We start from the raw sequence: 23,495 nt of genomic DNA, 5'->3' as shown, positions 1-23,495 counted from the left end.
GGGGTGCGGGCCCTCTCGCCTGTGTGGTCGTGGTCGTGGCCGTGCTCGGGCTCAGGCGATGTGCTCGGCCGCGGCCTCGACCTCGTAGCGCTGCCGGAGGTCCGGCATCATCCGGCGGAGCAGGGAGGTGCTGCGCGGGTGCGTCACCCCGTAGCCGTCGGAGAGGTGTATGTCGAGCGCCTCGGGGGTCGGGAAGTTCCCGTGCTCGTTGATGAACATCCGGAACACCTTGTAGGCGGCCTCCGTGAACTCGTGCTCGTCCGGCGGGAGCTGCTCGGGCACCTCGGGCACCTCGGCGCTGGCGGGGACGTCCGGGGCGTCGGGGAGCCCGGGGGCGGGCTCCTCCTCCGGGCCGGGGCCGGTCGGCGCGAGCACCGGGGTGGGCTCCAGGCCCTCGACGTACTGCGGGTTGTAGCCGCCCTCGTACGCGGCCTGCGGTGCCTTCGGGGCGGCGAACCAGGCGCTGTTGTGCGCGGCCGGCATCGCGGTGGGGTCCATCGCGTAGACGGGCGGCTGGGCCGCCTGCTGGGGAACCTGCGCGGTCTGGGCGGCCTGCGCCTGCTGGACGGGCTGGGGGGCGGCGGCGTCGTCCGGGGCCTCGGCCGCGGATTCGGAGGCGGATCCGGAGGCGGATCCGGGGGTGGGCTCGGCCGCCGTGAGGGCGGGCTGGGCCGAGGCCGTCACCTGGGCCGGGGCCGGCGCCGGATCCGGCGCGGCCGGGGGCAGCAGGGCCGGGGCGATCCCGGCCGCGGCCAGGCCGTCGGCGGCGGTCTGCGCCAGCGGGACGCCGATCCGGGCCAGCCGCAGCGGCATCAGCGCCTCCACGGGGGCCTTCCGCCGCCAGCCGCGACCGTAACGGGCCTGGAGCCGGGCCTGGTAGATCAGCCGGTCCTGCTCCATGCCCACGGCCTGCTCGTAACTGCGCAGCTCCCACAGCTTCATCCGCCGCCACAGCTTGAACGTCGGCACCGGCGAGAGCAGCCAGCGAGTGATCCGGACGCCCTCCATGTGCCGGTCCGCGGTGATGTCCGCGATCCGGCCGACCGCGTGCCGGGCCGCCTCCACCGTGACCACGAACAGGATCGGGATCACCGCGTGCATGCCCACGCCCAGCGGGTCCGGCCAGGCGGCCGCGCCGTTGAACGCGATCGTCGCCGCGGTCAGCAGCCAGGCCGTCTGCCGCAGCAGCGGGAACGGGATCCGGATCCAGGTGAGGAGCAGGTCGAGGGCGAGCAGCACACAGATGCCCGCGTCGATGCCGATCGGGAACACCAGCGAGAAGTCGCCGAAGCCCTTCTTCAGGGCCAGGGCGCGGACCGCGGAATACGAGCCCGCGAAGCCGATCGCCGCGATCACCACGGCTCCGGCCACCACGACGCCGATGAGTATTCGGTGCGTCCGAGTCAGCTCCATCGCGGCCACCCGCGATCCCCTCCCACTTGTCCAGCTCCGGTCAAAATCTGGCCAAACTCTGGCCACAGAGTACGGGTGGACGCCGGGAGCCGGCGCCCGGGCTACTGCTTGGCGGCCCCGGCCGCGTTCACGGCCTCCTTGACGGCGGCGATCGCGCCCTGGGTCAGCTTCGCCCGGTCGGGGGCGGTGGCGCCCTCGTAGGCGGCACCGTTGTAGTCGAGGGTGACCACCACGTTGTGGGTCCGGGCCACCACCGTGGTGTTGAAGAACTCCACGTCCTTCTTCACGCTGTACGTCACGCTGGTGGCCTGGTCACCGACCCCGGCCACCTCCTGCGCCGCGACCTTCTGCGCACCCTCGGAGCCCTTGGCCGCCTCGACCTGCTTGGCGTACTGCTCCTCGGCGCGCTTGTCGCCGCTGCCGAGGGACTCGTGGGAGTCGTAGCGGACCAGGGAGACGGCCAGCCAGCGGTAGTCCGAGCCCTTCAGGCCGTTCTCGTCGAGGCCGTTCCAGGAGCAGCCGGCCCGGTTGGCGAGGTCGTTGGACTTGGTCGCCAGACCGCCCGCGTTCTTGACCTCGGGCACCAGCGCCGTGACGGTCTTCGCCTGGATCACCTTGCAGGGGTCGGGCAGCTTGGCGACCGCGACCTCCGGGAGCTTGGTCGCGGAGGGCTCGGCGCTCGGCTGGGCGGAACCGGAACCCGAGCCGCCGGTGGAGCCGGCCGAGGAGGACGAACCGGATGAATCGGACGCCTTCTTGTCGTTGCCGGAGTCGGAGCCCCCCTTGCCGGAATCGGAGGAGCAGCCGGCCACGGCGAGGAGCACCGGGACGGACGCGCAAGCGAGAACGCGGGTGAGACGGGAGGCTGATCGGCGCATGATTCCTTCAATGACGGACGGCGGGACCCGGCAACCGTAGCCCGATCGGGGGACGGCCTGCTGTGCCCGCCATCACGCGGACGCGCCCCGGCGGCCCGCCGAGGGTGCGCCTAGTCGCCGAAGCGCTCGGCGAGTGCCTCCGCCAACTCCACTGTCAGTTCCTGGGTTTCCTCGGCCGACACCTCGGTGCTCGCGGTGGAGGGCAGCACGCCGTAGTCGACCGTGACGATGACGTTCGAGGTGCGGAACACGATCCGGACCGTGCGGGAAGGGGCGGTCGTGCCCGTCGTGCCGGTCGTACCGGCCGTGCCGGTGGAGCCCGGTGCCCCGGCGGTCGTGGCGGACCGGTCGAGGAGGAAGGCCTCGTCGCCCAGCCCGTCCAGCCGGCGCGAACCGAGCTCGCCGGAGTCGGTGCCGCTGCTGCCGCTGGGGCTGCCGCTGCCGGGGGAGCCGCTTCCGCCGGTGGGGCCCGAGGGGGCGCCGGGGGAGGGGGTGGCGCCGGGGGAACTGCCCGGGGCGGGCGACCCGGTGGTGCCGGTGGTGCCGGTGGGCGGGGTGGTGGAGGTCACGGCCGCGGGCAGGCCGGCGCCGACGAGCTGGCGCTCGTACACCAGGTGCGCCTTGTCGTCGTCGCTGGCGGCGGCCCGGTCGTAGGAGACCACCCGCTCGAAGCCGACGTAGAGGAGCCGGGTGGTGGTGTCGGTGTCCTGCGCCTTCCAGCGGCAGCCGACCCGGCGGTCCCCGTCGTAGGAGGTGTCGGCCACCCCGGCGTACAGCTGGTCCCGGCGGTCCGCGGGCAGCTCGGGGTCGACGGGCAGCATGGCCTTGGTCCGCTTCTCGTCCACGGCCTTGCAGGGCATCGGCAGACTGCGGTACTTGCCGGGGGCCGCGGCCACCGGGGCGTCGACACCGCCCTTGGAGTCGCCGCCGCCCGCCTTGCCGGCGTCGCCGGCGGTGCAGCCGGTCACGAGCGCGGCGAGCACCGCGATGCCCGGCAGGGTCAGCCGTACTGCCTTGCGCTGCACGTCTTGTGGCTCCCTCGGTCGAATATTCCGTTGCCGCGGTGTGGCGGGCGATGGACACAATGTCTACCGCACGCGCTGGCGCTGATGCCGGTCCCTTGTCGCGTTTGGGACCGAGAGCGAGGCTTTTTGCGTATTCAGGCTTTTCTTTGGTTTACGGGGTAGTGGGGATGAAATGTCGTATGTAGAGGTGCCCGGGGCGAAGGTCCCGATCCGGATGTGGACCGATCCGGCGGCCGTCGAAGACAGCGCGATGCAGCAGCTCCACAATGTCGCCACCCTCCCGTGGATCAAGGGCCTGGCGGTGATGCCGGACGTCCACTACGGCAAGGGGGCCACGGTCGGCTCGGTGATCGCCATGAAGGACGCGGTCTGCCCGGCCGCCGTCGGCGTGGACATCGGCTGCGGAATGTCCGCGGTCAAGACCTCGCTGACCGCCAACGACCTGCCCGGGGACCTCTCGAAGCTGCGTTCGCAGATCGAGCGGGCCATCCCGGTCGGCGCCGGCCTCCACCGCGACCCGGTCGACCCGGCCCGGCTGTACGGCTTCGGGACCGAGCGGGGCTTCGGGGACCTGTGGGAACGGTTCGACTACCTGGCGGACGAGGTCAAGTTCCGTCGGGAACGGGCCGCGAAGCAGCTCGGAACGCTCGGATCCGGCAACCACTTCGTCGAATTCTGCACGGACGAGTCCGATTCCGTCTGGTTGATGCTGCACTCCGGCTCGCGGGGCATCGGCAACGAGCTGGCCATGCACCACATCGGCATCGCCCGCGGCCTCTCGCACAATCAGGGCCTGGTGGACCGCGACCTCGCGGTGTTCCTCGCCGCCACTCCGGAGATGGAGGCGTACCGCAACGACCTGTACTGGGCGCAGGAGTACGCCAAGTACAACCGGGCCGTGATGATGGCGCTGTTCAAGGAGGTCGTCCGGAAGGAGTTCCGGAAGGCGAAGGTCTCCTTCGAGCAGGAGATCAGCTGCCACCACAACTACGTGGCGGAGGAGCGGTACGAGGGCATGGACCTGCTGGTCACCCGCAAGGGCGCGATCCGCGCGGGCAGCGGGGACTACGGGATCATCCCCGGTTCGATGGGCGCGGGCTCGTACATCGTCAAGGGGCTGGGCAACGAGAAGGCCTTCAACTCGGCCTCGCACGGGGCGGGCCGGAAGATGAGCCGGACCGCGGCGAAGAAGCGGTTCTCGGTGCGGGACCTCGCGGACCAGACCCGGGGGGTTGAGTGCCGCAAGGACTCGGGGGTCGTGGACGAGATCCCGGCCGCCTACAAGCCGATCGAGCAGGTCATGGCGCAGCAGACCGATCTGGTGCGCGTGGTGGCCAAGCTGAAGCAGCTCATCTGCGTCAAGGGCTGAGCCCGGGGCGCGGCTGTCGGGGGAGCGGAGGGGCCCGGACCGGAAACGGTCCGGGCCCCTCCGTGTGTCGGTCGCGACGAAGCAACCACCGTGTGGTGCAAGGGGGTTGACGGGGTGAGTTGGTCTAGACCAAGGTGTGCCGCATGTGGAGATCGCGTGTGGTTCTCGGTGTGCTCGCGTCCTTGTCGCTGAGCGTGGGAATGGTCGGATCCGCGCAGGCCAGGGCGGGTCTGCCGCCGGTCGTGTCGAAGGTCCCGACCCAGGAGAAGGTCGTCTTCATCACCATCGACGACGGGTGGTACCACGACCCCGCGGTCGCCCAGACGCTGATCGACAAGCGGGTGCCGGCCTCCCTGTTCCTGCTGCCGGGCGCCACCTCCTACGACACCGGCTACTTCACCCGGCTGACGGACGAGGGCCGGGCCACGGTGGAGAACCACACCGTGAACCACCCCGATCTGACCACCCTCGACGCGGCCGGCAAGGACGCGGAGGTGTGCGGGGCCGGGGACCAGTTGCAGGCCACCTTCGGGCGGGCGCCCAAGCTGCTGCGCCCGCCGTACGGGGCCGTGAACGACGAGGTCCGGCTGGCCGCGAAGGCCTGCGGGATGAAGGCCCTGGTCACCTGGACCCACGACCTGACCACCTGGGGCGACACCCCGCCGCCCACCCCGCGGCTCGCGGCGGGCGACGTGGTGCTGCTGCACTTCACGCCGACCCTCGCGGCGGACCTCCAGCGGACGCTGGCGGCGGCGAAGGCCGCCGGGCTGAAGCCGGCCGCCCTGATGCCCGCGCTGAAAGCCGCCGGTCTGGTCTGACCGGGTCCGCGCGGGCCGACGACGGCCCGCGGCCCCCATGACGGCCGGCCGCCCGGGAGCGTGGAGCAACCCCGGGCGGCCGGTCATCCAACGGGCCGGTCATCCAACGGGCGGGTCATCCAGCGGGCCGGGCCGGCCGAAGGGCCGGGCCGGTGACGGCCCGGCCGCTCAGAGCTCCCGGTGCACCTTGGTGTTGGAGGCCTGCGCGCGCGGCCGGACCACCAGCAGGTCGATGTTGACGTGGCTGGGGCGGGTGACCGCCCAGGTGATGGTCTCGGCCACGTCCTCGGCGGTGAGCGGCTCGGCCACCCCCGCGTACACCTTGGCGGCCTTGTCGGTGTCCCCGCGGAAGCGGGTGGTCGCGAACTCCTCGGTCTTGACCATGCCGGGGGCGATCTCGATGACCCGCACCGGGCGGCCGACGATCTCCAGCCGGAGGGTCTCGGCGAGGACCCGGGCGCCGTTCTTGGCGGCCACGTACCCGGCGCCGCCCTCGTACGTGGAGTGCCCGGCGGTGGAGGACAGGACGACCACGGTGCCGTCGCCGGAGGCGTCCAGGGCGGGCAGCAGGGCCTGGGTGAGGTTCAGCGTGCCGATCACGTTGACCTCGTACATGGTGCGCCAGTCGGCCGGGTCGCCGGTGGCGACCGGTTCGGCGCCGAGCGCCCCGCCCGCGTTGTTGACCAGGACCGCGCAGCCGTCGAGGGAGGCGGCGAAGGCGTCCACGGCGGCCCGGTCGGTGACGTCGAGGGCGTGCGCGGCCGCCGAGTGGCCGGCCGCGCGGATCTCCTCCGCGACCGCCTCGATGCGGTCCTTGCGGCGGGCCGTGAGTACGACGTGGTAGCCGGCCGCGGCCAGCTGCCGGGCGGTGGCCGCACCGATCCCGCTGCTCGCGCCGGTGACTACTGCGGTCCGGGTGGCCGTGCTCATGTGCGGAGCTCCCTCGTATGTGCGTACGGGCTGTTCCGGCCAGCATAGGCAGCGGGCGGGCGCGGGGCCGCCGGGTCGCCGGGTCCCCGGGCCCGGGCAGATGGCGGGACGCAGCGCCCTCGTTCGTGTGATGGTCCGATGGTGCGACCGGTCGGCGGGCTAGCGTCCGGGTCACTGGAGGTGGTGACGGTGGTGACGGTGGTGATGGCCGCGCTGAGGGCGCGTCGTCCTGGCGGTGTCGTACGGAGCGCGGTGGCGGCCGCGGTGGCCGTGGTGCTCGGGGCCGGGGCCGCGGGAGCCGCCCACGCGTCCGGGCCCGGCGTGGCAGCCGGGGTCGGCGCGGGCGTCGCCGTCGGACCGGAGGCGGAGGCGGACGTGGGCTACCACGGCCGGGTGTCGCTCTCGGCGGGCCGGCTCGGCGTGCTGCTGATCCCGGAGAACGAGGGCCCCTCGGCCCTCGCCACCGCCACGCTCCGGCTGAGGCTGTCCGCGGACCTCGCGGACCGGCAGGAACTGGCCGGGGGCTGCGCCCGGGCCGGACTGCGCGAGGTGGTGTGCGAGACGGGCGCCCTGCCCGCGCACGGGCGGGGCCGCCACATCGGGCTGGTGCTGCGGCTGAAGGAGCGGCCGTCCGAGGTGGTCCTGCGGGTCGACACCCTGTGGAACGGCGGGGCGACCGACCGGAACCGGGCCAATGACGAGCACGTGGTGCTGGCCCTGGACACGGGCGACGCGTACGCCTTCTGAGCCTCGGAGGTTCTGAGCATCCGAGACACCGGCCGGGCCTGTGGGCCCGGCCGGTGTGGTGTTCAGGGGCGGGTGGGGGCGAGCCAGCCGGCGATCGCCGTGCTGGTGTCCGCTTCGGAGGGGTGTTCCGCCGACCAGGCGATGTAGCCGTCTGGGCGGATCAGCGCGTGGGTGGTCCGGTGCGGGTCGCGCCAGTGGGCGTGGGTGATCCCGGGGGCGGGAGCGGGCAGAGCCGCAGGAGAGGTTTGCGGGGCTGCCGGGGCCGGGGTGAGCAGGACGAAGTCACCGGTGCGCAGGCGCTCGTACAGGCGGCCGCCGTCCGTGAGCGGCACGTCCGGGGCCCGTCGGCCCGCCGGGCGGCGGCCGCCGGGGGGCGGCGGGTAGGCGATGCCGATCCCGGTGATCAGGCCCATGGCCCGGGCGCGGGCGGCCGGGACGCTGCCCAGGACGGCGCCGCCGAGGGTGCGGGCGCCGCGCATCGCGGCGGTGCCGCCGATCACCATCCGGATCAGGGCGCCGCTGCTGCGCAGCACCATCCGGCCGACCGGGTGCCGTTCGCCGTGGTAGCTGTCGAGGAGGGCCTCGGGGTCGGCGGCGCGGCCGTTCAGGGCGGCGGCGAGTTTCCAGGAGAGGTTGGCGGAGTCCTGGATGCCGGTGTTCATGCCCTGGCCGCCGGCCGGGGTGTGGACGTGTGCGGCGTCCCCGGCGAGGAAGACCCGGCCGGTGCGGTAGCGCGGGACCTGGCGTTCGTCGCTGTGGAAACGGGAGATCCAGCGGGCGTCGTGCATGCCGTGGTCGGTGCCGAAGCAGTCCCGGGTGATGTCGCGGAGCTCGGAGAGGTCGACGGGGGCGTCGTCGGCGGGCTGCCGGTCGCGCTGCCAGCCGATGGCCCGGTACCAGCCGTCACCGAACGGCACGAGGAAGGCGAAGGCCCGGCCGTTGCCGCTGAAGGTGAGGACGTCGGGCGGCGGGTCGGTGAGCCGTACGTCGGCCAGGATGACGGAGCGGATCGCGGACTGGCCGGGGAAGGGCAGGCCGAGGGAGGCCCGGACGGCGGAGCGGTGGCCGTCGGTGCCGACCAGGTGGCGGGCGTGCAGGACTCCGGAGGCGCCGTCGGCGGTGCGGACCTTCAGCTCGACCCGGTCGGCGAGCTCGCGGAGGGCGGTGAACTCGGTTCCGTAGCGGATGTCCACACCTGTGGACAGTGCGCGGCGTTCCAGCAGCCGCTCGGTCTCGTACTGCGGGGTGACCAGCACGTACGGGAAACGGGTGCGGGCGGCGAGGTCGTCGAGCCGGACGGCGAGCCGGTCGGACAGGCCCAGCCGCCGCACCGGGCGGCCGGTGGCCACCAGCTCGTCCGCGAGGCCGCGGGCGTCGAGCAGTTCCAGGGTCCGGGCGTGCACGGCGAACGCCCGGGTGAGGTTGGCGGCGGTGCTCGGCCGCCGCTCCAGCAAGGCCACGGTGAGTCCGGCGGCGGCGAGGTCACCGGCGAGCAGCAGTCCGGTGGGGCCGGCGCCCACCACGGCGACATCGACGGACCCGGGGGTGGGGGTGGCGGTCATGGCGGGGAGTCTGCCAGCCACCGGGGGCGGCGGCCGGGACCCGCGCCAGGCGCCTCCGGCGCGGCGCCACGGCCCGGGCCTCCGGCCGGGCGGTCGGCGCCCGCGCGGCCGCGGCCCGGGTGTCCGGGTGCTCGCGCGGCCGCGGCCCGGGTGCCCGGGCCGCCGGGGGGGGGGGGGGGGGGGGGGGCCCCCCCCCCCCGGGGGGGGGGGGCGGGGGGCGGCGGGGGGGGGCGGGGGGCCGGGGGGGGGGGGGGGGGGGCCCCCCCCCCCCCCCCCCCCCCCCGGCGGGCGGGGGTGTGTCAGGGGTTTTGCGGGCCCCGGGTGCCGGAGTAGGCGCGGCCGTAGGGGCCGAACTCCTCCACCGCTTCCGAGACGATGCGCTCCAGGCGGGCGTGGTGGGCGCCGCGCCAGTAGACCCGGTCGCAGGAGCCGCATTGTGCGAAGACGTCGTACGTCCGCTGCGTGCCGCCCTCGATCAGTTCGCCGACCGATTCCTTGTCGGCCGTCCGCAGGGTGCCGTTGCAGGCGGTGCAGCGGGTCCACGGTTCCAGGCGGGGCGCGAACCGGCCCAGGACGTCGCGGAGTTGGTCGTCCGGCCGGTCGCTGTAGACATAGGCGCCGGCCCAGATCTCGCGGCGCCGCAGCAGCCCCCGGTCGCGGGACAGCAGCACCCGCCGCTCGGCCGCCGAGCGGGTGGCCAGGGCCGGGTCGCCGATGTCCTCGTTCTCGTACGCCGTGTCCACGCCCAGCAGCCTCAGCCGGCGGGCGAGGGTGCCGAGGTGCACGTCGAGGAGGAAGCGGAGGGGGGCGCCCGGGACCTGCTGGGGGCGGGTGACGGCCTCCACCTCGATGTGCTGGCCGCCCAACGGGACGTACGAGACCGGGACTTCCTCGCCGTCGGCGAGCAGCCGGCCGACCTCGGTCAGCGGGACACCGGTGGACTCGACCACATGGCCGAGGCTGGAGGCGCCGTCGGTGGCCGTCGGGGTGCGTTCCGCCCGGCGGGCCGGCGGGGCGAAGAGCCGCAGCTCGGGGGCGAGGGTGAGGTGGATGTCGGGACCGTTCACGGGCTCAGCATGCCATCGGGCCGCCCGGCCGGGGTGCGGTTTTTCCGGGCGGACGGTCCGCTGCCGGGCGGTGCCGGGCGGTGTCAGGCGGTGGCGGCGGTCCGGTCGTAGCGGTCGCGGGCCTCGTGGACCTCGTCGAAGTGGGTCTCGGCCCACAGCTTCACGGCGGACAGCAGACCGCCGAGGCTGCTGCCGAGCGGGGTGAGGGCGTAGTCGACGCGGACCGGGACCGAGGGGGTGACGGTCCGGGAGACCAGACCGTCGCGCTCCAGGGTGCGGAGGGTCTGGGTGAGCATCTTCTGGCTGACCCCGGGGATGCGGCGACCGAGTTCGCTGTACCGCATGCTGCCGGGTGCCGTGGCCTCGGCGGATTCGCGGAGTGCGCCGATGACCAGGCCGGCCCATTTGTCGCCGATCCGGGCGAGGAGCTGCCCGGTCGGGCAGTCCGCGACGAACGCGTCGTAGGCGGCACGGGCTTCGGCCCTGCGGGCCGCCGCGGTCTGAGTGGCCATGGGGTGCCCCACTTCCCTCCGGGTCGGGTACGCACCTTCATGTGCGTCCTTACGGAAGGAAAGTAACTCTCCATAAGTTAGTGCGCATCGGGAACGCCGAGAACGGCGGGAACGCCGGGAGTGGGGAGAGGTCATGGGGTCGACGACGGGGACGATGCGGGCGGTCGTGGTGGACGGGTTCGGCGGGCCGGAGGTGCTGGGGATCGCCGAGGTCCCGGTGCCGGTGCCCGGGGCCGGGCAGGTCCTGGTGCGGGTCCGGGCGGCCGGGGTGAATCCGGTGGACGCGCTGGTCAGGGCCGGGGTGTTCGGCGGGGCCGGGCAGCGGGTCGGGCTCGGCTGGGACGTGGCCGGTGAGGTGGCGGAACTCGGCCCCGGGGTGTCCGGCTGGACGCCCGGACAGTCGGTGGTGGCCCTGCACTACGGCACGGTGAAACCGCTCGGCTCGCACGCCGAGTACGCGGTCCTCGACGCGGACGCGCTGGCCGCCGCCCCGGAGTCGGTGCCGCAGGAGGCGGCGGCCGTACTGCCGCTCGCCGGGCTGACGGCGGCCCGCGCGGTGGACCAACTGGGGCTGACCGCCGGGGACTCCGTCCTGATCACCGGCGCGGCCGGGATGGTCGGCGGACTCGCGGTGCAACTGGCCGCCCGGGCCGGGCTGGTCGTCACCGCGCTGGCCGGCGCGGAGGACGAGGAACTCGTACGGGGCCTCGGCGCGACCGGGTTCCTGCCCCGGGGGTCGGCTCCGGCCGGGCTCGGGGTGGACGGGGTGCTGGACGCGGCGGTGTTGAACGGGGTGGCCCTGGACGCCGTCCGGGACGGCGGGGTGTACGTCGGTCTGACGCCGGGCGGCAGCCCGGAGCCGGTCCGGGGGGTCCGGGTGCTGGAACAGGAGGTGGCCGCGGACGGCGCGCGACTGGCCGAACTGGCCGGCCTGGTGGACGAGGGGGCGCTCACCCTCCGGGTCGGCGCCGTCTACCCGCTCGCGGAGGCCGCCGCCGCCCACACCCTGCTCGCCGCGGGCGGCCACCGCGGCCGCGCGGTCCTCACCACCTGACGGGCCCCGCGAACCGCCGGGGCCGCCGTTGCCCGCCCGGGCCCGCCGCCGCGCCCTCAGCCGAGGTCGAAGCGCCAGTGGTTGCCCCGGTGGACCTGGCCGGGCGGGTACTCGAAGTCCGTCTCCCCGACCAGGGTGAAGCCCGCGCGGCGGCACACGCCGTTGGAACCCCCGTGCTCCAGGCCGGGGAAGGCGTTCAGGGAGGGGCGGGTGCCGTGGGTCCGGGCGTGGGCGATCAGGGCGGTGACGGCGGCCACGGCCAGGCCGCGGCCCTGGAACCCGGGGAGGATGCCCCAGCCGGTCTCGTAGACCGGCTCGCCGAGCCAGTCCCGTTCCCAGAAGCCGACCGTGCCGGCCGGTTCGCCGGCCACGTCCACCCGGAACATCCGGCCCGCGGCCGGCTCCCGGGCGCTGAGCGCCACGTACCGGCGCTGCCGGTCGGCGAGTTTGGCCGGGGTCTCCGGGCCGCCGAGGAAACGGGTCATCCCGGGGGCGTTGGCGCGCTCCAGCAGCAGCTCGAACGCGCGGCCCTCGGCCCACGGGGTCAGCAGTACGGGGGTGTCCCCCGGGGGCGTGGTCATGATCAGGGCCAGACCAGACAGTAGGGCTGGTGGCCGGCCTCGTGCAGACGATGGCTGAAATCTTGCCATTCGTGGAGCAGCTGGTAGACGTTGAAGGCGTCCCGGGGGCCGCCCCGGTCGGGGACCGTGGACCAGATGAAGGCCGCCGCGCCGACCGATTCCTCGCCGATCCCGCGCAGCGGGTCGACCACGGTCATGGGGAGTTTGACCACCGCGTAGTCGGGGTGCAGGACCACCAGTTCCAGCGGGGGCACCTTGTGCAGGGGTATGCCCTCGATGCCGGTCAGGACCATCGCGGCCACCGTCTCCGGCTTGATCTTGGTGAACATGCCGCCCATGCCCAGCTCGTCCCCGCCGAGCTCCTCGGGGCGCATGGTGACCGGGACCCGCGCGGCCGTGGCGCCGTCCGGGGCGCCGAAGTACTTGTACGTCACTCCCATGCCGCGGCCCCCGACGCCCGCGCCGGAGTCCGCAGAGGGGGACGGGTTCGATGCCGGGCCGGCCGGCTCGGCGGAAGCGCGCCGGTGCTTGCCGCCGCTGCGCCGGCGGGCCTGCCGGGCCTCCCTGGCTTCGCGGGCGCGCTGCGGGTCGAGGCCGTCCGTACCCTCGCCCGGTCCACCACCGCGTTGCATATCTCCACCCGACTGGTCTTGCCTGCGCCTGCCCCGGCTCCGCAGCCCCCGCCACGCAGCCTGATCATCATGGCAGTGACCTCCCCCGCGCCGCAGCGGTGAAACGCCCGTCCGCAAGTCTGTCGCGGCCTCTGAGACCATGGCTGGTGTGAGCTACCCGTACACGTATGAAGCCCCAGTTTCGCAGACGCTCTTCGAGCGCGCGTCCCTCGTGACCCCCGGCGGCGTGAACTCTCCGGTCCGCGCCTTCCGAGCCGTGGGCGGTACGCCCCGGTTCATGGTGTCCGGTACCGGTCCGTATCTCACCGATGCCGATGGCAGGGAGTATGTCGACCTCGTCTGTTCCTGGGGGCCGATGATTCTCGGACATTCGCATCCCGAGGTGGTCGCCGCCGTGCAGGAGGCCGTGGCGCGCGGCACCTCCTTCGGTACGCCCGGTGAGGGCGAGGTCGCGCTGGCCGAGGAGATCGTCGCCCGGATCGAGCCCGTCGAGCAGGTCCGGCTGGTGTCCTCGGGCACCGAGGCGACCATGTCGGCGATCCGGCTGGCCCGCGGGTTCACCGGCCGCGCCAAGGTGGTGAAGTTCGCCGGCTGCTACCACGGCCACGTGGACGCGCTGCTGGCCGCCGCCGGCTCCGGGCTCGCGACCTTCGCGCTGCCGGACACCCCGGGCGTGACCGGGGCGCAGGCAGGGGACACCATCGTGCTCCCCTACAACGACCTGGAGGCGGTGCGGGCGGCGTTCGCCGCGCACCCCGGCGAGATCGCCTGTGTGATCACCGAGGCGGCGCCCGGCAACATGGGCGTGGTCACCCCCGGCCCCGGTTTCAACCAGGGCCTGGCGGACCTGTGCCGGGAGAACGGCGCGCTGTACATCTCCGACGAGGTGATGACCGGCTTCCGTACCAGCCGGGCCGGCTGGTACGGGGTGGACGGGGTGAAGCCCGACCTGATGACCTTCGGCAAGGTGATGGGCGGCGGGTTCCCGGCCGCGGCCTTCGGCGGCCGGGCGGACGTCATGGGCCACCTGGCGCCGGCCGGTCCCGTCTACCAGGCGGGCACGCTCTCCGGGAACCCGATCGCGACCGCGGCGGGCCTGGCACAGCTGCGGCTGCTCGACGCCGCCGCGTACGAGAAGGTCGACGCGGTCTCCCGGGAGATCCAGGGCCTGGTCAGCGGGGCGCTCGCCAAGGAGGGCGTGGCGCACCGGCTGCAGACGGCGTCCAACATGTTCTCCGTGTTCTTCACCGAGGACGAGGTGCGGAACTACGAGGACGCCAAGAAGCAGGAGTCCTTCCGCTTCAACGGCTTCTTCCACTCGATGCTGGCGCAGGGCGTCTACCTGCCGCCGTCCGCCTTCGAGTCCTGGTTCGTGTCCACCGCCCACGACGAGCGGGCGGTCGAGCGGATCGCGGCGGCCCTGCCCGCCGCCGCCCGCGCCGCCGCGGAGGCCACCGCATGAGCGGCAGCACGGGAAACAGCGCCCCGGACGACATCACCGTCGTCCATCTGATGCGGCACGGGGAGGTCCACAACCCCGAGGGCGTGCTCTACGGCCGCCGGCCCGGCTACCACCTGTCCGAGCTGGGGCGGGAGATGGCCGACCGGGTCGCCGAGCACCTGGAGGGCCGGGACATCACCCATGTGGTGTCCTCCCCGCTGGAGCGGGCGCAGGAGACCGCGGCACCGGTCGCCAAGGCCCACGGTCTGGACCTGGCCACCGATGCCCGGCTGCTGGAGGCGGAGAACGTCTTCGAGGGCAAGACCTTCGGCGTGGGCGACGGTGCGCTGCGCAAGCCGGAGAACTGGAAGCACCTGACCAACCCGTTCCGGCCGTCCTGGGGCGAGCCGTACGTGGAGCAGGTGGTCCGGATGATGGGCGCGCTGGACGCGGCGAAGGACGCGGCCCGCGGGCACGAGGCGGTGTGCGTGAGCCACCAGCTGCCCATCTGGATCGTGCGGAGCTTCGTGGAGAAGCGCCGGCTGTGGCACGACCCGCGGCGCCGGCAGTGCACCCTGGCCTCGCTGACCTCGTTCACCTACCGCGGCGACAAGATCGTCTCGGTGGGTTACAGCGAGCCGGCCCGAGACCTGGTCCCGGCACACCTCCTGGCGGGGGCCAAGCCGGTGAAGGGCCAGTCGAAGGCCTTCGGGGCGTAGTCGCGGTTCCCCGGCCGGGGGCGCGGCCCCCGGCCCGGCCCCCGTCACGGGCCCTCCCCGTGTGATGCGCGCCACGATCCGGGCCGTGCATGTGACCGTTTGGTGCGCGGCTGTTACGGGTTTGGCCAAATACATGCGGCTACGCGAGGGAATCCCCGTATCGGATGCATCCACCACGTACGTTTGTCCGTCTATATGGGCACGACAGGGTGTATGTGAACGAGCGACAGGGGGACGGTGTCATGCGTGAATTCAGCCGACGGGGTGCGTTGGGGCTCGGATTGGGTGCCGCGGCCGCCGTGGGTGTCGCGGGCTGCGGCAGCGGTGGCGGCAGCGGCAGTGGTGGCGGTGGTGGTGCCTCCGGGTCTGCCACCCCGGGGCCGAAGGGGTCCGGTGAGGCCTCGGGAGGACCCGACGGCGGGCCGGCGCCCGGCAGGCCGATAGGTGACGGCTCGACCTCGGACACGGGGCCGCAGCCGCACCAGCCGGACAAGCCGGTGCGGCTGCAGCCCGGGGAGACCCCGCCGCAGTTCGTGGTGTTCAGCTGGGACGGGGCGGGTGAGATAGGCAACGGTCTCTTCCCCCGCTTCCTGAAGCTGGCGAAGGACCACCGGGCGGCGATGACCTTCTTCCTCTCCGGGATCTATCTGCTGCCGGAGTCGAAGAAGGACCTCTACAAGCCGCCGAGGAACCGGGTCGGCGCCTCCGACATCGGCTACCTCAAGGACGAGAACGTCCGGCTGACCCTGAAGAACGTCCGTCAGGCCTGGCTCGACGGGCACGAGATAGGCACCCACTTCAACGGCCACTTCTGCGGCGGCTCCGGCTCGGTCGGGAAGTGGAGCTCCGAGGACTGGCGCAGCGAGACCGAGCAGGCCGTGTCCTTCGTCACCAACTGGCGGACCAACACGGGGTTCACCGACCTGGAGCCGCTGCCCTTCGACTACCGCCGGGAGCTGGTCGGCGGCCGGACCCCCTGTCTGCTCGGGCAGGAGCGGCTGCTGCCGACCGCGAAGGCGCTCGGCTGGCGGTACGACGCGAGCTCGCCCGGCGGCCTCCAGCAGTGGCCGGTGAAGCGGGGCGGGATCTGGGACCTGCCGTTGCAGTCGCTGCCGTTCCCCGGGCACTCCTTCGAGGTGCTGTCGATGGACTACAACATCCTCGCGAACCAGTCGAAGAACACCACCCGGGGCGTGCCCTCCAACTACCCGGCCTGGCGTAAGCAGGCGACCGGCACCTACCTCAACGGGTTCAAGCGGGCATACGAGACGAACCGGGCGCCGCTGTTCATCGGCAACCACTTCGAGCAGTGGAACGGCGGGATCTACATGGACGCCGTGGAGGAAGCCCTCAAGGCGATGGCGGACAAAAAGGACGTACGCCTCGTATCCTTCCGGCAGTTCGTGGACTGGCTCGACGCCCAGGACCCGGCGGTTCTGGCCAAGATGCGCACCCTGGCCCCGGGCCAGGCACCGGCCGGCGGCTGGAAAACGTTCCTGACGGCCGCCTGATCAGCGGCGACGCGATGTCCCGGGGGGCGCGGAAGATCCCTGATATGCCCATGCGAAACTTTTCACATGAGAATCGGCCGCGCCCCCATCCTGCTGACCGGCCTTGCCCTCGCGAGCACCGTCACCCTCACGGCGTGCGGCGAGGGCGGCAAGTCCGCGAGCTCCGCCGGCGGTAACTACGTGACCGGGCCCAGCGGGATCTCCACCGTCGCCAGAAGCGAGCGGGTGGCGGCCCCCAAGCTCGACGGCGAGACCCTCGACGGCGGGACCCTCGACACCACCGCCCTCAAGGGCAAGGTGGTGGTCCTCAACGTGTGGGGCTCCTGGTGCGCCCCGTGCCGCAGCGAGGCCCCGTACTTCAAGAAGGTCTCCGACCAGCTCGCCAAGGACGGCGCGCCCGTGGCCTTCGTCGGCATCAACACCCGGGACCCGCGCAAGCTGAACCCGCAGAACTTCGAGAAGGACTTCGGGATCACCTACCCGAGCCTCTTCGACCCGGACGGCAAGCTGATCCTCCGCTTCCCCTCCGGCACCCTCAACCCCGCGGCCATCCCCTCGACCATCGTGCTGGACAAGGAGGGCCGGATCGCGGCCCGCGCCCTGACCGCGCTGGACGACACCCGGCTGCGGAAGATGATCGACCCGCTGCTCGCGGAGAAGTGACCCGGTGACCCCCGCCATGCTGCCGCTGGCCCAGGACATCGGCGTCAACGAGACCGTGCTGAGCGGCGGCCTGCTGCTGGCCATGCCGATCGCCCTGCTGGCCGGTCTGGTCTCCTTCTTCTCGCCGTGCGTCCTGCCGCTGGTGCCCGGCTACCTCTCGTACGTCACCGGGGCCAGCGGCGCCGACCTCGCCGAGGCCAAGCGCGGCCGGCTGCTCGCCGGCGCCTGCCTGTTCGTCCTCGGGTTCACCGCCGTGTTCGTCTCCGGGGGAGCCCTCTTCGGCTACTTCGGCGACACCCTCCAGCAGAACCGGGACGTCATATCCCGGGTCATGGGCGGTCTGGTCATCCTGCTCGGGCTGTTCTTCATGGGACTGATCCCGGGCGTCACCATGCGGGAGTTCCGCTTCCACAAGAAGCCCACCGCCGGACTGGTCGGCGCCCCCCTGCTCGGAGTGCTCTTCGGCATCGGCTGGGCCCCCTGCACCGGACCCACCCTGGGCGCCCTCGCCACCCTGTCCATCAACGAGGCGAGCGCCGGCCGGGGCGCCCTGCTGACCGCCGTCTACTGTCTGGGCCTCGGGGTGCCGTTCATCCTCGCCGCCGTGGCCTTCCGCAAGGCGCTGGGCGCGTTCGGCTGGGTCAAGAAGCACTACGCGTGGGTCATGCGGATCGGTGGCGGCATGCTGATCCTCACCGGTCTGCTGCTCGTCACAGGAATCTGGAACAGCATCGTGTGGGAGATGCAGAGCTGGACCAGCGGCTTCACCGTCGGGATCTGAGGGCCAACAGGACATGAGCAGGACATGAGGACGACAGACAACAGCACGGACACGGCAGCGGACACCGGGCCCGTGCCCGACGCCACGGACAGCGCGGCCTCCGCCCAGCTGTCCACCGCCCCCGTCGAGGACGGCGGCCAGGACACCGCACCGGTCGGCATCGGGGTGATCGGCTGGGCCCGCTGGTTCTGGCGGCAGCTCACCTCCATGCGGGTGGCGCTGATCCTGCTGCTCCTGCTGTCCCTGGGCTCCATCCCCGGATCGCTGGTCCCGCAGACCCAGGTCGACCCGATGAAGGTCGCCGAGTGGAAGCGGACCCACGAGTTCTGGGTGCCGGCCGCCGAGAAGCTCCAGCTCTTCGACGTCTACACCTCGTTCTGGTTCTCCGCGATCTACCTGCTGCTGTTCATCTCGCTCATCGGCTGCATCGTGCCCCGCACCTGGCAGTTCGTCGGGCAGCTCCGGGGCCGCCCGCCGGCCGCCCCCAAGCGGCTGGACCGGCTGCCGGTCTACGCGACCTGGCGCACCGGGGCCGCCCCCGAGGCGGTCCTGGAGCACGCCCGGACCCTGCTCGGCGGGCGCCGCTTCCGCACCGAGCCCGGCACCGGCGCGGGCGCCGGATCGGTCGCCGCCGAGAAGGGCTACCTCCGCGAGGCAGGCAACCTGCTCTTCCACATCGCGCTGATCGTGATGCTGGTCGCCTTCGCCACCGGGCAGCTCTTCAAGTCCGAGGGCGGCAAGCTGGTCCTGCGCGGCCAGGGCTTCTCGAACACGCTCACCCAGTACGACGACTTCAAGTCCGGCAGCCTCTTCGACCCCGACGAGCTGCCCCGGTTCAGCTTCAGCCTCGACCGGTTCGACGCCACCTTCGAGAAGACCGGCCCGCAGAAGGGCACCCCCCGCGACTTCAAGGCGTACGTCACGGTCCAGGACGGCCCCTACGCCACCCCGCACAAGGCCGAGATCGAGGTCAACGAGCCGCTCGACGTCCAGGGCTCCAAGGTCTACCTGCTGGGCCACGGATACGCGCCGATCATCTCGGTCACCGACCGCAAGGGCCAGGTGATCTTCCGGGACGCCGTGCCGATGCTGCCCCAGGACTCCAACCTCACCTCCTCCGGAGCCGTCAAGGTCACCGACGGCTACCGCGACAAGGCCGGCAAGAAGACCCAGCTGGGCTTCGCCGCCTGGTTCGTGCCCACCTACGCCGGCGAGGGCAAGGGCACGATGTTCTCGCAGTTCCCCGCCCTGGACTTCCCGGTGCTGGCGCTCAGCGCCTACCACGGCAGCCTCGGGGTGGACTCCGGGCTGCCGCAGAACGTCTACCAGCTCGACACCCGCAAGATGCAGAAGTTCACCGACGAGAAGGGCGAGCTGCTCAAGAAGAAGCTGCTGCCCGGTGAGACCCTGACCCTGCCGGACGGGGCGGGCTCGGTGAAGTTCGAGGGCATCGAGCGCTGGGCCACCTTCCAGGTCTCCCAGCAGCCCGGGAACGGGCTCGCCCTGGCCGGAGCGGTGGCCGCCGTGCTCGGCCTGATCGGCTCCCTGTTCATCCAGCGCCGCCGGATCTGGGTCCGGGCGGTGCCGGGACCGGACGGGGTGACCGTGGTGGAGCTGGCCGGACTCGGCCGCAGCGAGTCCCCCCGGCTCCCCGAGGAACTGGCCGAGCTGGCCGCCACCCTGCACGAGGAGGCGCCCACGGCGCCCGCCCCGGCGCAGGATCCTGTCGAAGAAACCGTTGAAGGAGAGCGTGCATGACCTCGCTCGCAGTCGCAGCCAACGAGAACCTGGCCCAGATCAGCAACTACCTGGTCTATTCGTCGATGGCGGTCTACACGCTCGCCTTCCTCGCCCACATCGCCGAGTGGATCTTCGGCAGCCGGAGCAAGGTCGGCCGCACCGCGGCCGCCCTGACCGGCACCGCCGCCAAGGCGCCCGCCGTACAGGTCCGCGGCAAGGACGGCGGCACCGCCGTCCTGGACCGGCCCAAGGTGGTCACCCGGGCGGCGGCCGGCAGCCGTGACGTCCCGGACGGCCCCGGCGCGGCCGGCGACACCGAGCAGGGCGACCTCTACGGCCGGATCGCGGTCTCGCTGACCGCCCTGGCCTTCCTGATCGAGGCGGCCGGGGTGGCCACCCGCGCGCTGTCCGTGCAGCGGGCCCCCTGGGGCAACATGTACGAGTTCTCGATCACCTTCTCCACCGTGGCGGTCGGCGCCTACCTGGCCCTGCTGGTCGCGAAGAAGAACGTCCGCTGGCTCGGACTGATCCTGGTCACCACCGTCCTGCTCGACCTCGGCATCGCCACCACCTGGCTGTACACCGAGAGCGACCAGCTGGTCCCGGCCCTGGACTCCTACTGGCTGTGGATCCACGTCTCCACCGCCATCTTCTGCGGCGCGGTCTTCTACCTCGGCGCGGCCGGCACGGTGCTCTACCTCTTCCGCGACTCCTACGAGGCCCGGCTGGCCGGCGGCCGCACCGTCGGCCGGTTCGCCTCCTCGGTGCTGGAGCGGCTCCCCTCGGCCGCCTCGCTGGACAAGTTCTCGTACCGCATCAACGCGGCCGTGTTCCCGCTGTGGACCTTCACGATCATCGCGGGCGCCATCTGGGCCAACGACGCCTGGGGCCGCTTCTGGGGCTGGGACCCCAAGGAGGTCTGGTCCTTCGTGACCTGGGTGGCCTACGCCTGCTACCTGCACGCCCGCGCCACCGCCGGCTGGAAGGGCCGCAAGGCCGCCTACCTGGCCCTGTTCGCCTTCGCCTGCTGGATCTGGAACTACTACGGCGTGAACATCCTGCTCAACGGCAAGCACTCCTACGCGGGAGTCTGAGCCGCAGGCCGGTTCGCGCCGACGACGGCGGCCGGTGCACCGGGACCTCGGTCCCGGGCACCGGCCGCCGCCGCGTTCCCGCCCGTACCCCCGCTCAGGTACGGGCCCCGCTCAGGTACGGGCCGGTTCGGCCGCCCCGGCGGCCGCGGCCGGCTCCGCCGACCCGGCCACCGTCCGGCCGGCCCGGGAGCGCAGCCCCGGAGCACTGACCGCCGCCGCCAGCAGCACCGCCACGAAGGGCACGAACAGCGCCGTCCGGTAGGCCTCCAGCTCGGTCCCGCCCGCCGAGGCCGCCACCGCCGTCACCGCGGACAGCCCCAGGGCCGCACCGAACTGGAACGAGGTGTAGAGGAGACCGCCGGCCAGACCCTGGTCCTCCTCGGCGACGCCCTCCGTCCCCACGATCGTCAGCGGACCGTAGACCAGGGCGAAGGCCAGGCCCAGCAGCACCAGCGCGGGCAGCATCGCCAGATACGTCCAGTCGGCGCCCAGCGGCAGGAACAGCCCGTACGCCAGCGCGGCCACCAGCAGCCCGGCGAAGATCAGCCGGGGGTTGCCGAACCGGGCCACCAGCCTGGGCACCAGGGTGGGGGAGAGGACCGCGTCGATACCGATCACGATCATCGCCAGACTGGTCTCCATCGTCGACCAGCCGCGCAGTTCCTGGAGGTAGAGCACCACCAGGAACTGGAAGCCGAAGAACCCGCCCGAGAACAGCAGCGCCGCGGCGTTGGTGCGCAGCAGCCGGCCCGACCGCAGCACCGACAGCCTCACCAGCGGCTCGGCCGCCCGGCGCTCGACCGCCCCGAAGACCAGCAGCAGCACCAGCCCGGCGCCCACGGTCGCGGCGGTGATCCCGGCCCCGGCGTGCGCGGCCCGCTCCACCCCGAGCACCAGCAGCACGATCGCGGCGGTGACGGTGATCCCGCCCGCGAGGTCGATCCGCTGCCCCGGCTCCCGCACCGGCCGCGCCGACTTCGGGACGAACACCAGGGCGGCGAGGAGGATCAGCGCGGACAGCACCACCGGGGCGAAGAACACCCAGCGCCAGTCCACCGAGCTCAGCAGACCGCCGACGACCAGACCGATGGAGAACCCGCCGGCCGCGGTGCCCGAGTAGACCAGCAGCGCCTTGTCGCGCTTGGGTCCCTCCTCGAACCCGGTGGTGATGATCGACAGGCCGGCCGGGGTCATGAAGGCGGCGGCCACCCCGGTGACGAACCGGGCGGCGATCAGCATCCAGCCCTCGGTGGCCAGTCCGCCGAGCCCGGAGAAGAGCAGGAACACGGTCAGCCAGCCGAGGAACATCCGCCGGCGGCCGAAGAGGTCGGCGGCCCGGCCGCCCAGCAGCATGAAGCCGCCGTAGCCGAGGACGTAGGCGCTCATCACCCACTGGAGGTCCCCGGTGGACAGCCCGAGGTCCGCCCGGATGGAGGGCAGGGCGACGTTCAGCATCGCCACGTCGATCCCCTCCAGGAAGATCGCGCCGCACAGGACGAGCAGGACACCCCACTGCCGTCCGTTCATCGATTCACCGTTCCGCTCGTCAAGTCTCATGCCGTCAAGGCTCGTTGCGGGAGACAGGGGGAACAACGCCGAAGAACGCAACGTTCGTTCAGTCATGCTTACCGATCACGACGAACTGGAGTGCTTCCTGATCCTGGCGGAGGAACTGCACTTCGGCCGCACCGCCGAACGCATGCTCCTCTCCCGCGCCCGGGTCAGCCAGCTGACACAGCGCCTGGAGCGCCGCGTCGGCGGCCCGCTCTTCGTCCGGACCAGCCGCAGCGTGGTCCTCACCGCCCTCGGGCGGCAGCTCCGCGAGGACCTGGAACCCCACCACCGGGGCATCGCCGCCGCCCTGGAACGGGCCTCGGCCACCGCCCGGGCCGCCGACGGGGTGCTGCACGTGGGCTTCTCCACCCCGCCCGCCGGGGAACTCGTCCTCCGGGCCGCCCAGGCACTGCGCGGCAGCCACCCGGGACTCGCGGTCGAGGTCTGCGAGGTGCCGCTGTCGGACCCCTACGGGCAGCTCCGCAAGGGGGAGTTCGACGTGGCCTTCGCCGAGTTCCCGGTCCGCGAGGCCGACCTGGGCGAGGGGCCGGAGCTGTTCAGCGAGGGACGGGTGCTCGCCGTGGCCGCCGGCCACCGGCTGGCCGCCCTGGGCACGCTGACCCCGGAGGACCTGGCGGGCGTCCCGCTGCTGTCCGTCGCCGGGGACCTGCCGGCCTACCGGCGGGAGCGGCAGACCCCGGCCCGCACCCCGTCCGGGCGTCCGATCGGCCGGGGCCCCGAGGTCACCAACCTCCAGGAGGCGCTGGTGATGGTCGCGGCGGACCGGGGCGCCCTGCTGACGGCCGCGCACACGGCGACCTACCACTCCCGGCCGGGGGTGGTGTACGTGCCGGTGGAGGACACCCCGCCGGTGGGCTACGGCCTGATCTGGCGGGCGGCCGACACCACGGGCGCGGTCCGGGCCTTCGCCCGCGCCGCGGAACGCGTGGCCGCCGAGCACCGGCCCTGAGCCGACCCCCCTAGGGGCGTCCTCAGGGGGTGTCCTTGTCCTTGTCGTCCTCGTCGCGGTCGTTCTCGTGGCGCTGCTTGCGGTCCTGCTCCTCGCCGAGGCGCTTGAGGAAGTCCGGGTTGTCGTCCGGGGCCACCCACTGGCCGCGCCGCCCACCGGACCGGCCGCGGCCGCCGGCGGCGGAGCGCTTCTTGCCCGCGTACAGCCAGACCACCGGGCCGACGATCGAGAACAGCAGGATGATGATCACCCAGGCCACCTTGGGGAGGTGCTTGACCTCCTCCTCCGGCGTGTTCAGGCAGTCGATGAACGTATAGACCGTCAGTCCGATGATCAGTAGGAACGGCAGATAGCGCAGCACGGTGTGGGACCGACCCCCAGGTATCGGTGGCGGGCCGCGGCGGGCCCCGGTGACGCCTCCAGGGTAGTCCGTG

At 72.8% G+C, this 23,495-nt stretch carries 23 protein-coding genes; 12 read left to right on the top strand and 11 right to left on the bottom strand.

Going from position 1 to position 23,495, the window contains the following annotated elements; translation table 11 throughout:
- Window positions 1-51 precede the first annotated feature (51 nt).
- From ACZ50K_RS25560 to ACZ50K_RS25550, 3 genes are all read right to left on the bottom strand, one after another.
- Complete coding sequence (locus ACZ50K_RS25560; protein ID WP_468907205.1) at window positions 52-1,413, bottom strand: DUF2637 domain-containing protein; 1,362 nt, start codon at window positions 1,411-1,413, stop codon at window positions 52-54.
- Window positions 1,414-1,514: 101 nt separating this feature from the next.
- Window positions 1,515-2,291, bottom strand: coding sequence for a DUF3558 domain-containing protein (locus tag ACZ50K_RS25555; RefSeq protein ID WP_468907202.1), 777 nt, complete (start codon window positions 2,289-2,291; stop codon window positions 1,515-1,517).
- 110 nt (window positions 2,292-2,401) lie between these two features.
- On the bottom strand, window positions 2,402-3,316 hold the full coding sequence (locus ACZ50K_RS25550) for a DUF3558 domain-containing protein (RefSeq protein WP_468907200.1): 915 nt from the start codon (window positions 3,314-3,316) through the stop codon (window positions 2,402-2,404).
- Window positions 3,317-3,488: 172 nt separating this feature from the next.
- Between ACZ50K_RS25550 and ACZ50K_RS25545 the strand changes: the two genes are divergently transcribed.
- Both ACZ50K_RS25545 and ACZ50K_RS25540 read left to right on the top strand, forming a co-directional pair.
- On the top strand, window positions 3,489-4,685 hold the full coding sequence (locus ACZ50K_RS25545) for an RtcB family protein (protein ID WP_468907198.1): 1,197 nt from the start codon (window positions 3,489-3,491) through the stop codon (window positions 4,683-4,685).
- Between the two features lie 143 nt (window positions 4,686-4,828).
- The gene (locus tag ACZ50K_RS25540) at window positions 4,829-5,503 is read left to right on the top strand and encodes a polysaccharide deacetylase family protein (protein ID WP_468907195.1); all 675 of its coding nucleotides are present in this window, start codon (window positions 4,829-4,831) and stop codon (window positions 5,501-5,503) included.
- A gap of 168 nt (window positions 5,504-5,671) precedes the next feature.
- Here ACZ50K_RS25540 and ACZ50K_RS25535 read toward each other — a convergent pair whose 3' ends face one another.
- Window positions 5,672-6,433: an SDR family NAD(P)-dependent oxidoreductase gene (locus ACZ50K_RS25535; RefSeq protein WP_468907192.1), complete on the bottom strand. Its 762-nt coding sequence runs from the start codon at window positions 6,431-6,433 to the stop codon at window positions 5,672-5,674.
- A 138-nt stretch (window positions 6,434-6,571) separates the two neighbouring features.
- Between ACZ50K_RS25535 and ACZ50K_RS25530 the strand changes: the two genes are divergently transcribed.
- A complete protein-coding gene (locus tag ACZ50K_RS25530; protein WP_468907190.1) occupies window positions 6,572-7,180 on the top strand; it encodes a hypothetical protein in 609 nt (202 codons plus the stop codon).
- A gap of 62 nt (window positions 7,181-7,242) precedes the next feature.
- On the opposite strand, the gene ACZ50K_RS25525 is transcribed toward ACZ50K_RS25530, so the two are convergent.
- The 3 genes from ACZ50K_RS25525 to ACZ50K_RS25515 form a co-directional block, all read right to left on the bottom strand.
- Entirely contained in the window at window positions 7,243-8,742 is a 1,500-nt protein-coding gene (locus tag ACZ50K_RS25525; RefSeq protein WP_468907187.1) for an FAD-dependent monooxygenase, read from the bottom strand.
- Between the two features lie 299 nt (window positions 8,743-9,041).
- Window positions 9,042-9,809, bottom strand: a complete 768-nt coding sequence (locus ACZ50K_RS25520) for a Mut7-C RNAse domain-containing protein (RefSeq protein ID WP_468907185.1) — start codon at window positions 9,807-9,809, stop codon at window positions 9,042-9,044.
- An 83-nt stretch (window positions 9,810-9,892) separates the two neighbouring features.
- Complete coding sequence (locus ACZ50K_RS25515; protein WP_468907182.1) at window positions 9,893-10,321, bottom strand: winged helix-turn-helix transcriptional regulator; 429 nt, start codon at window positions 10,319-10,321, stop codon at window positions 9,893-9,895.
- A gap of 154 nt (window positions 10,322-10,475) precedes the next feature.
- Here ACZ50K_RS25515 and ACZ50K_RS25510 point away from each other — a divergent pair, with 154 nt between their 5' ends.
- Window positions 10,476-11,375: an NADP-dependent oxidoreductase gene (locus ACZ50K_RS25510; RefSeq protein WP_468907273.1), complete on the top strand. Its 900-nt coding sequence runs from the start codon at window positions 10,476-10,478 to the stop codon at window positions 11,373-11,375.
- A gap of 56 nt (window positions 11,376-11,431) precedes the next feature.
- Here the strand turns inward: ACZ50K_RS25510 and ACZ50K_RS25505 are convergent, their stop codons facing one another.
- Window positions 11,432-11,956, bottom strand: coding sequence for a GNAT family N-acetyltransferase (locus ACZ50K_RS25505; protein WP_468907179.1), 525 nt, complete (start codon window positions 11,954-11,956; stop codon window positions 11,432-11,434).
- Window positions 11,957-11,958: 2 nt separating this feature from the next.
- Complete coding sequence (locus tag ACZ50K_RS25500; protein ID WP_468907177.1) at window positions 11,959-12,588, bottom strand: hypothetical protein; 630 nt, start codon at window positions 12,586-12,588, stop codon at window positions 11,959-11,961.
- A 139-nt stretch (window positions 12,589-12,727) separates the two neighbouring features.
- On the opposite strand from ACZ50K_RS25500, the gene hemL reads away from it, so the two are divergent.
- The 7 genes from hemL to ccsB all read left to right on the top strand — a co-directional run bounded on the left by hemL (window position 12,728) and on the right by ccsB (window position 20,537).
- Entirely contained in the window at window positions 12,728-14,050 is a 1,323-nt protein-coding gene (gene hemL / locus ACZ50K_RS25495; RefSeq protein ID WP_468907174.1) for a glutamate-1-semialdehyde 2,1-aminomutase, read from the top strand.
- Window positions 14,047-14,748 carry a histidine phosphatase family protein gene (locus tag ACZ50K_RS25490; RefSeq protein WP_468907173.1) on the top strand — a complete coding sequence of 234 codons (702 nt, stop codon included), beginning with the start codon at window positions 14,047-14,049 and terminating at the stop codon, window positions 14,746-14,748. Before hemL ends, ACZ50K_RS25490 begins: the two co-directional genes overlap by 4 nt.
- A gap of 242 nt (window positions 14,749-14,990) precedes the next feature.
- A complete protein-coding gene (locus tag ACZ50K_RS25485) occupies window positions 14,991-16,259 on the top strand; it encodes a polysaccharide deacetylase family protein (protein ID WP_468907171.1) in 1,269 nt (422 codons plus the stop codon).
- A 66-nt stretch (window positions 16,260-16,325) separates the two neighbouring features.
- A complete protein-coding gene (locus ACZ50K_RS25480) occupies window positions 16,326-16,922 on the top strand; it encodes a TlpA family protein disulfide reductase (RefSeq protein ID WP_468907168.1) in 597 nt (198 codons plus the stop codon).
- A gap of 16 nt (window positions 16,923-16,938) precedes the next feature.
- On the top strand, window positions 16,939-17,703 hold the full coding sequence (locus ACZ50K_RS25475; protein WP_468907271.1) for a cytochrome c biogenesis CcdA family protein: 765 nt from the start codon (window positions 16,939-16,941) through the stop codon (window positions 17,701-17,703).
- Between the two features lie 24 nt (window positions 17,704-17,727).
- Window positions 17,728-19,461, top strand: a complete 1,734-nt coding sequence (resB, locus tag ACZ50K_RS25470; RefSeq protein WP_468907166.1) for a cytochrome c biogenesis protein ResB — start codon at window positions 17,728-17,730, stop codon at window positions 19,459-19,461.
- Window positions 19,458-20,537: a c-type cytochrome biogenesis protein CcsB gene (ccsB, locus tag ACZ50K_RS25465; RefSeq protein ID WP_468907163.1), complete on the top strand. Its 1,080-nt coding sequence runs from the start codon at window positions 19,458-19,460 to the stop codon at window positions 20,535-20,537. Before resB ends, ccsB begins: the two co-directional genes overlap by 4 nt.
- 111 nt (window positions 20,538-20,648) lie before the next feature.
- Here the strand turns inward: ccsB and ACZ50K_RS25460 are convergent, their stop codons facing one another.
- Window positions 20,649-22,064, bottom strand: coding sequence for an MFS transporter (locus ACZ50K_RS25460; RefSeq protein ID WP_468907269.1), 1,416 nt, complete (start codon window positions 22,062-22,064; stop codon window positions 20,649-20,651).
- Between the two features lie 94 nt (window positions 22,065-22,158).
- On the opposite strand from ACZ50K_RS25460, the gene ACZ50K_RS25455 reads away from it, so the two are divergent.
- The gene (locus ACZ50K_RS25455) at window positions 22,159-23,061 is read left to right on the top strand and encodes a LysR family transcriptional regulator (RefSeq protein ID WP_468907161.1); all 903 of its coding nucleotides are present in this window, start codon (window positions 22,159-22,161) and stop codon (window positions 23,059-23,061) included.
- 22 nt (window positions 23,062-23,083) lie between these two features.
- On the opposite strand, the gene ACZ50K_RS25450 is transcribed toward ACZ50K_RS25455, so the two are convergent.
- Complete coding sequence (locus ACZ50K_RS25450; protein WP_468907158.1) at window positions 23,084-23,422, bottom strand: PLD nuclease N-terminal domain-containing protein; 339 nt, start codon at window positions 23,420-23,422, stop codon at window positions 23,084-23,086.
- Window positions 23,423-23,495 lie beyond the last annotated feature (73 nt).

This window comes from Streptomyces sp. NPDC033845 (genome assembly GCF_055576225.1).
Note: the sequence above shows the minus strand (reverse complement) of the source record. Positions and strands in the feature narration are given on the sequence as shown.

Coding starts and splice junctions, on each gene's coding strand:
- ACZ50K_RS25560 (WP_468907205.1), bottom strand. CDS start 1,413: ATGGAGCTGACTCGGACGCACCGAATACTCATCGGCGTCGTGGTGGCC.
- ACZ50K_RS25555 (WP_468907202.1), bottom strand. CDS start 2,291: ATGCGCCGATCAGCCTCCCGTCTCACCCGCGTTCTCGCTTGCGCGTCC.
- ACZ50K_RS25545 (WP_468907198.1), top strand. CDS start 3,489: ATGTCGTATGTAGAGGTGCCCGGGGCGAAGGTCCCGATCCGGATGTGG.
- ACZ50K_RS25540 (WP_468907195.1), top strand. CDS start 4,829: ATGTGGAGATCGCGTGTGGTTCTCGGTGTGCTCGCGTCCTTGTCGCTG.
- ACZ50K_RS25535 (WP_468907192.1), bottom strand. CDS start 6,433: ATGAGCACGGCCACCCGGACCGCAGTAGTCACCGGCGCGAGCAGCGGG.
- ACZ50K_RS25530 (WP_468907190.1), top strand. CDS start 6,572: ATGGTGCGACCGGTCGGCGGGCTAGCGTCCGGGTCACTGGAGGTGGTG.
- ACZ50K_RS25525 (WP_468907187.1), bottom strand. CDS start 8,742: ATGACCGCCACCCCCACCCCCGGGTCCGTCGATGTCGCCGTGGTGGGC.
- ACZ50K_RS25515 (WP_468907182.1), bottom strand. CDS start 10,321: ATGGCCACTCAGACCGCGGCGGCCCGCAGGGCCGAAGCCCGTGCCGCC.
- ACZ50K_RS25510 (WP_468907273.1), top strand. CDS start 10,476: ATGCGGGCGGTCGTGGTGGACGGGTTCGGCGGGCCGGAGGTGCTGGGG.
- ACZ50K_RS25505 (WP_468907179.1), bottom strand. CDS start 11,956: ATGACCACGCCCCCGGGGGACACCCCCGTACTGCTGACCCCGTGGGCC.
- ACZ50K_RS25500 (WP_468907177.1), bottom strand. CDS start 12,588: ATGCAACGCGGTGGTGGACCGGGCGAGGGTACGGACGGCCTCGACCCG.
- hemL (WP_468907174.1), top strand. CDS start 12,728: ATGGCTGGTGTGAGCTACCCGTACACGTATGAAGCCCCAGTTTCGCAG.
- ACZ50K_RS25490 (WP_468907173.1), top strand. CDS start 14,047: ATGAGCGGCAGCACGGGAAACAGCGCCCCGGACGACATCACCGTCGTC.
- ACZ50K_RS25485 (WP_468907171.1), top strand. CDS start 14,991: ATGCGTGAATTCAGCCGACGGGGTGCGTTGGGGCTCGGATTGGGTGCC.
- ACZ50K_RS25480 (WP_468907168.1), top strand. CDS start 16,326: ATGAGAATCGGCCGCGCCCCCATCCTGCTGACCGGCCTTGCCCTCGCG.
- ACZ50K_RS25475 (WP_468907271.1), top strand. CDS start 16,939: ATGCTGCCGCTGGCCCAGGACATCGGCGTCAACGAGACCGTGCTGAGC.
- resB (WP_468907166.1), top strand. CDS start 17,728: ATGAGGACGACAGACAACAGCACGGACACGGCAGCGGACACCGGGCCC.
- ccsB (WP_468907163.1), top strand. CDS start 19,458: ATGACCTCGCTCGCAGTCGCAGCCAACGAGAACCTGGCCCAGATCAGC.
- ACZ50K_RS25460 (WP_468907269.1), bottom strand. CDS start 22,064: ATGAACGGACGGCAGTGGGGTGTCCTGCTCGTCCTGTGCGGCGCGATC.
- ACZ50K_RS25455 (WP_468907161.1), top strand. CDS start 22,159: ATGCTTACCGATCACGACGAACTGGAGTGCTTCCTGATCCTGGCGGAG.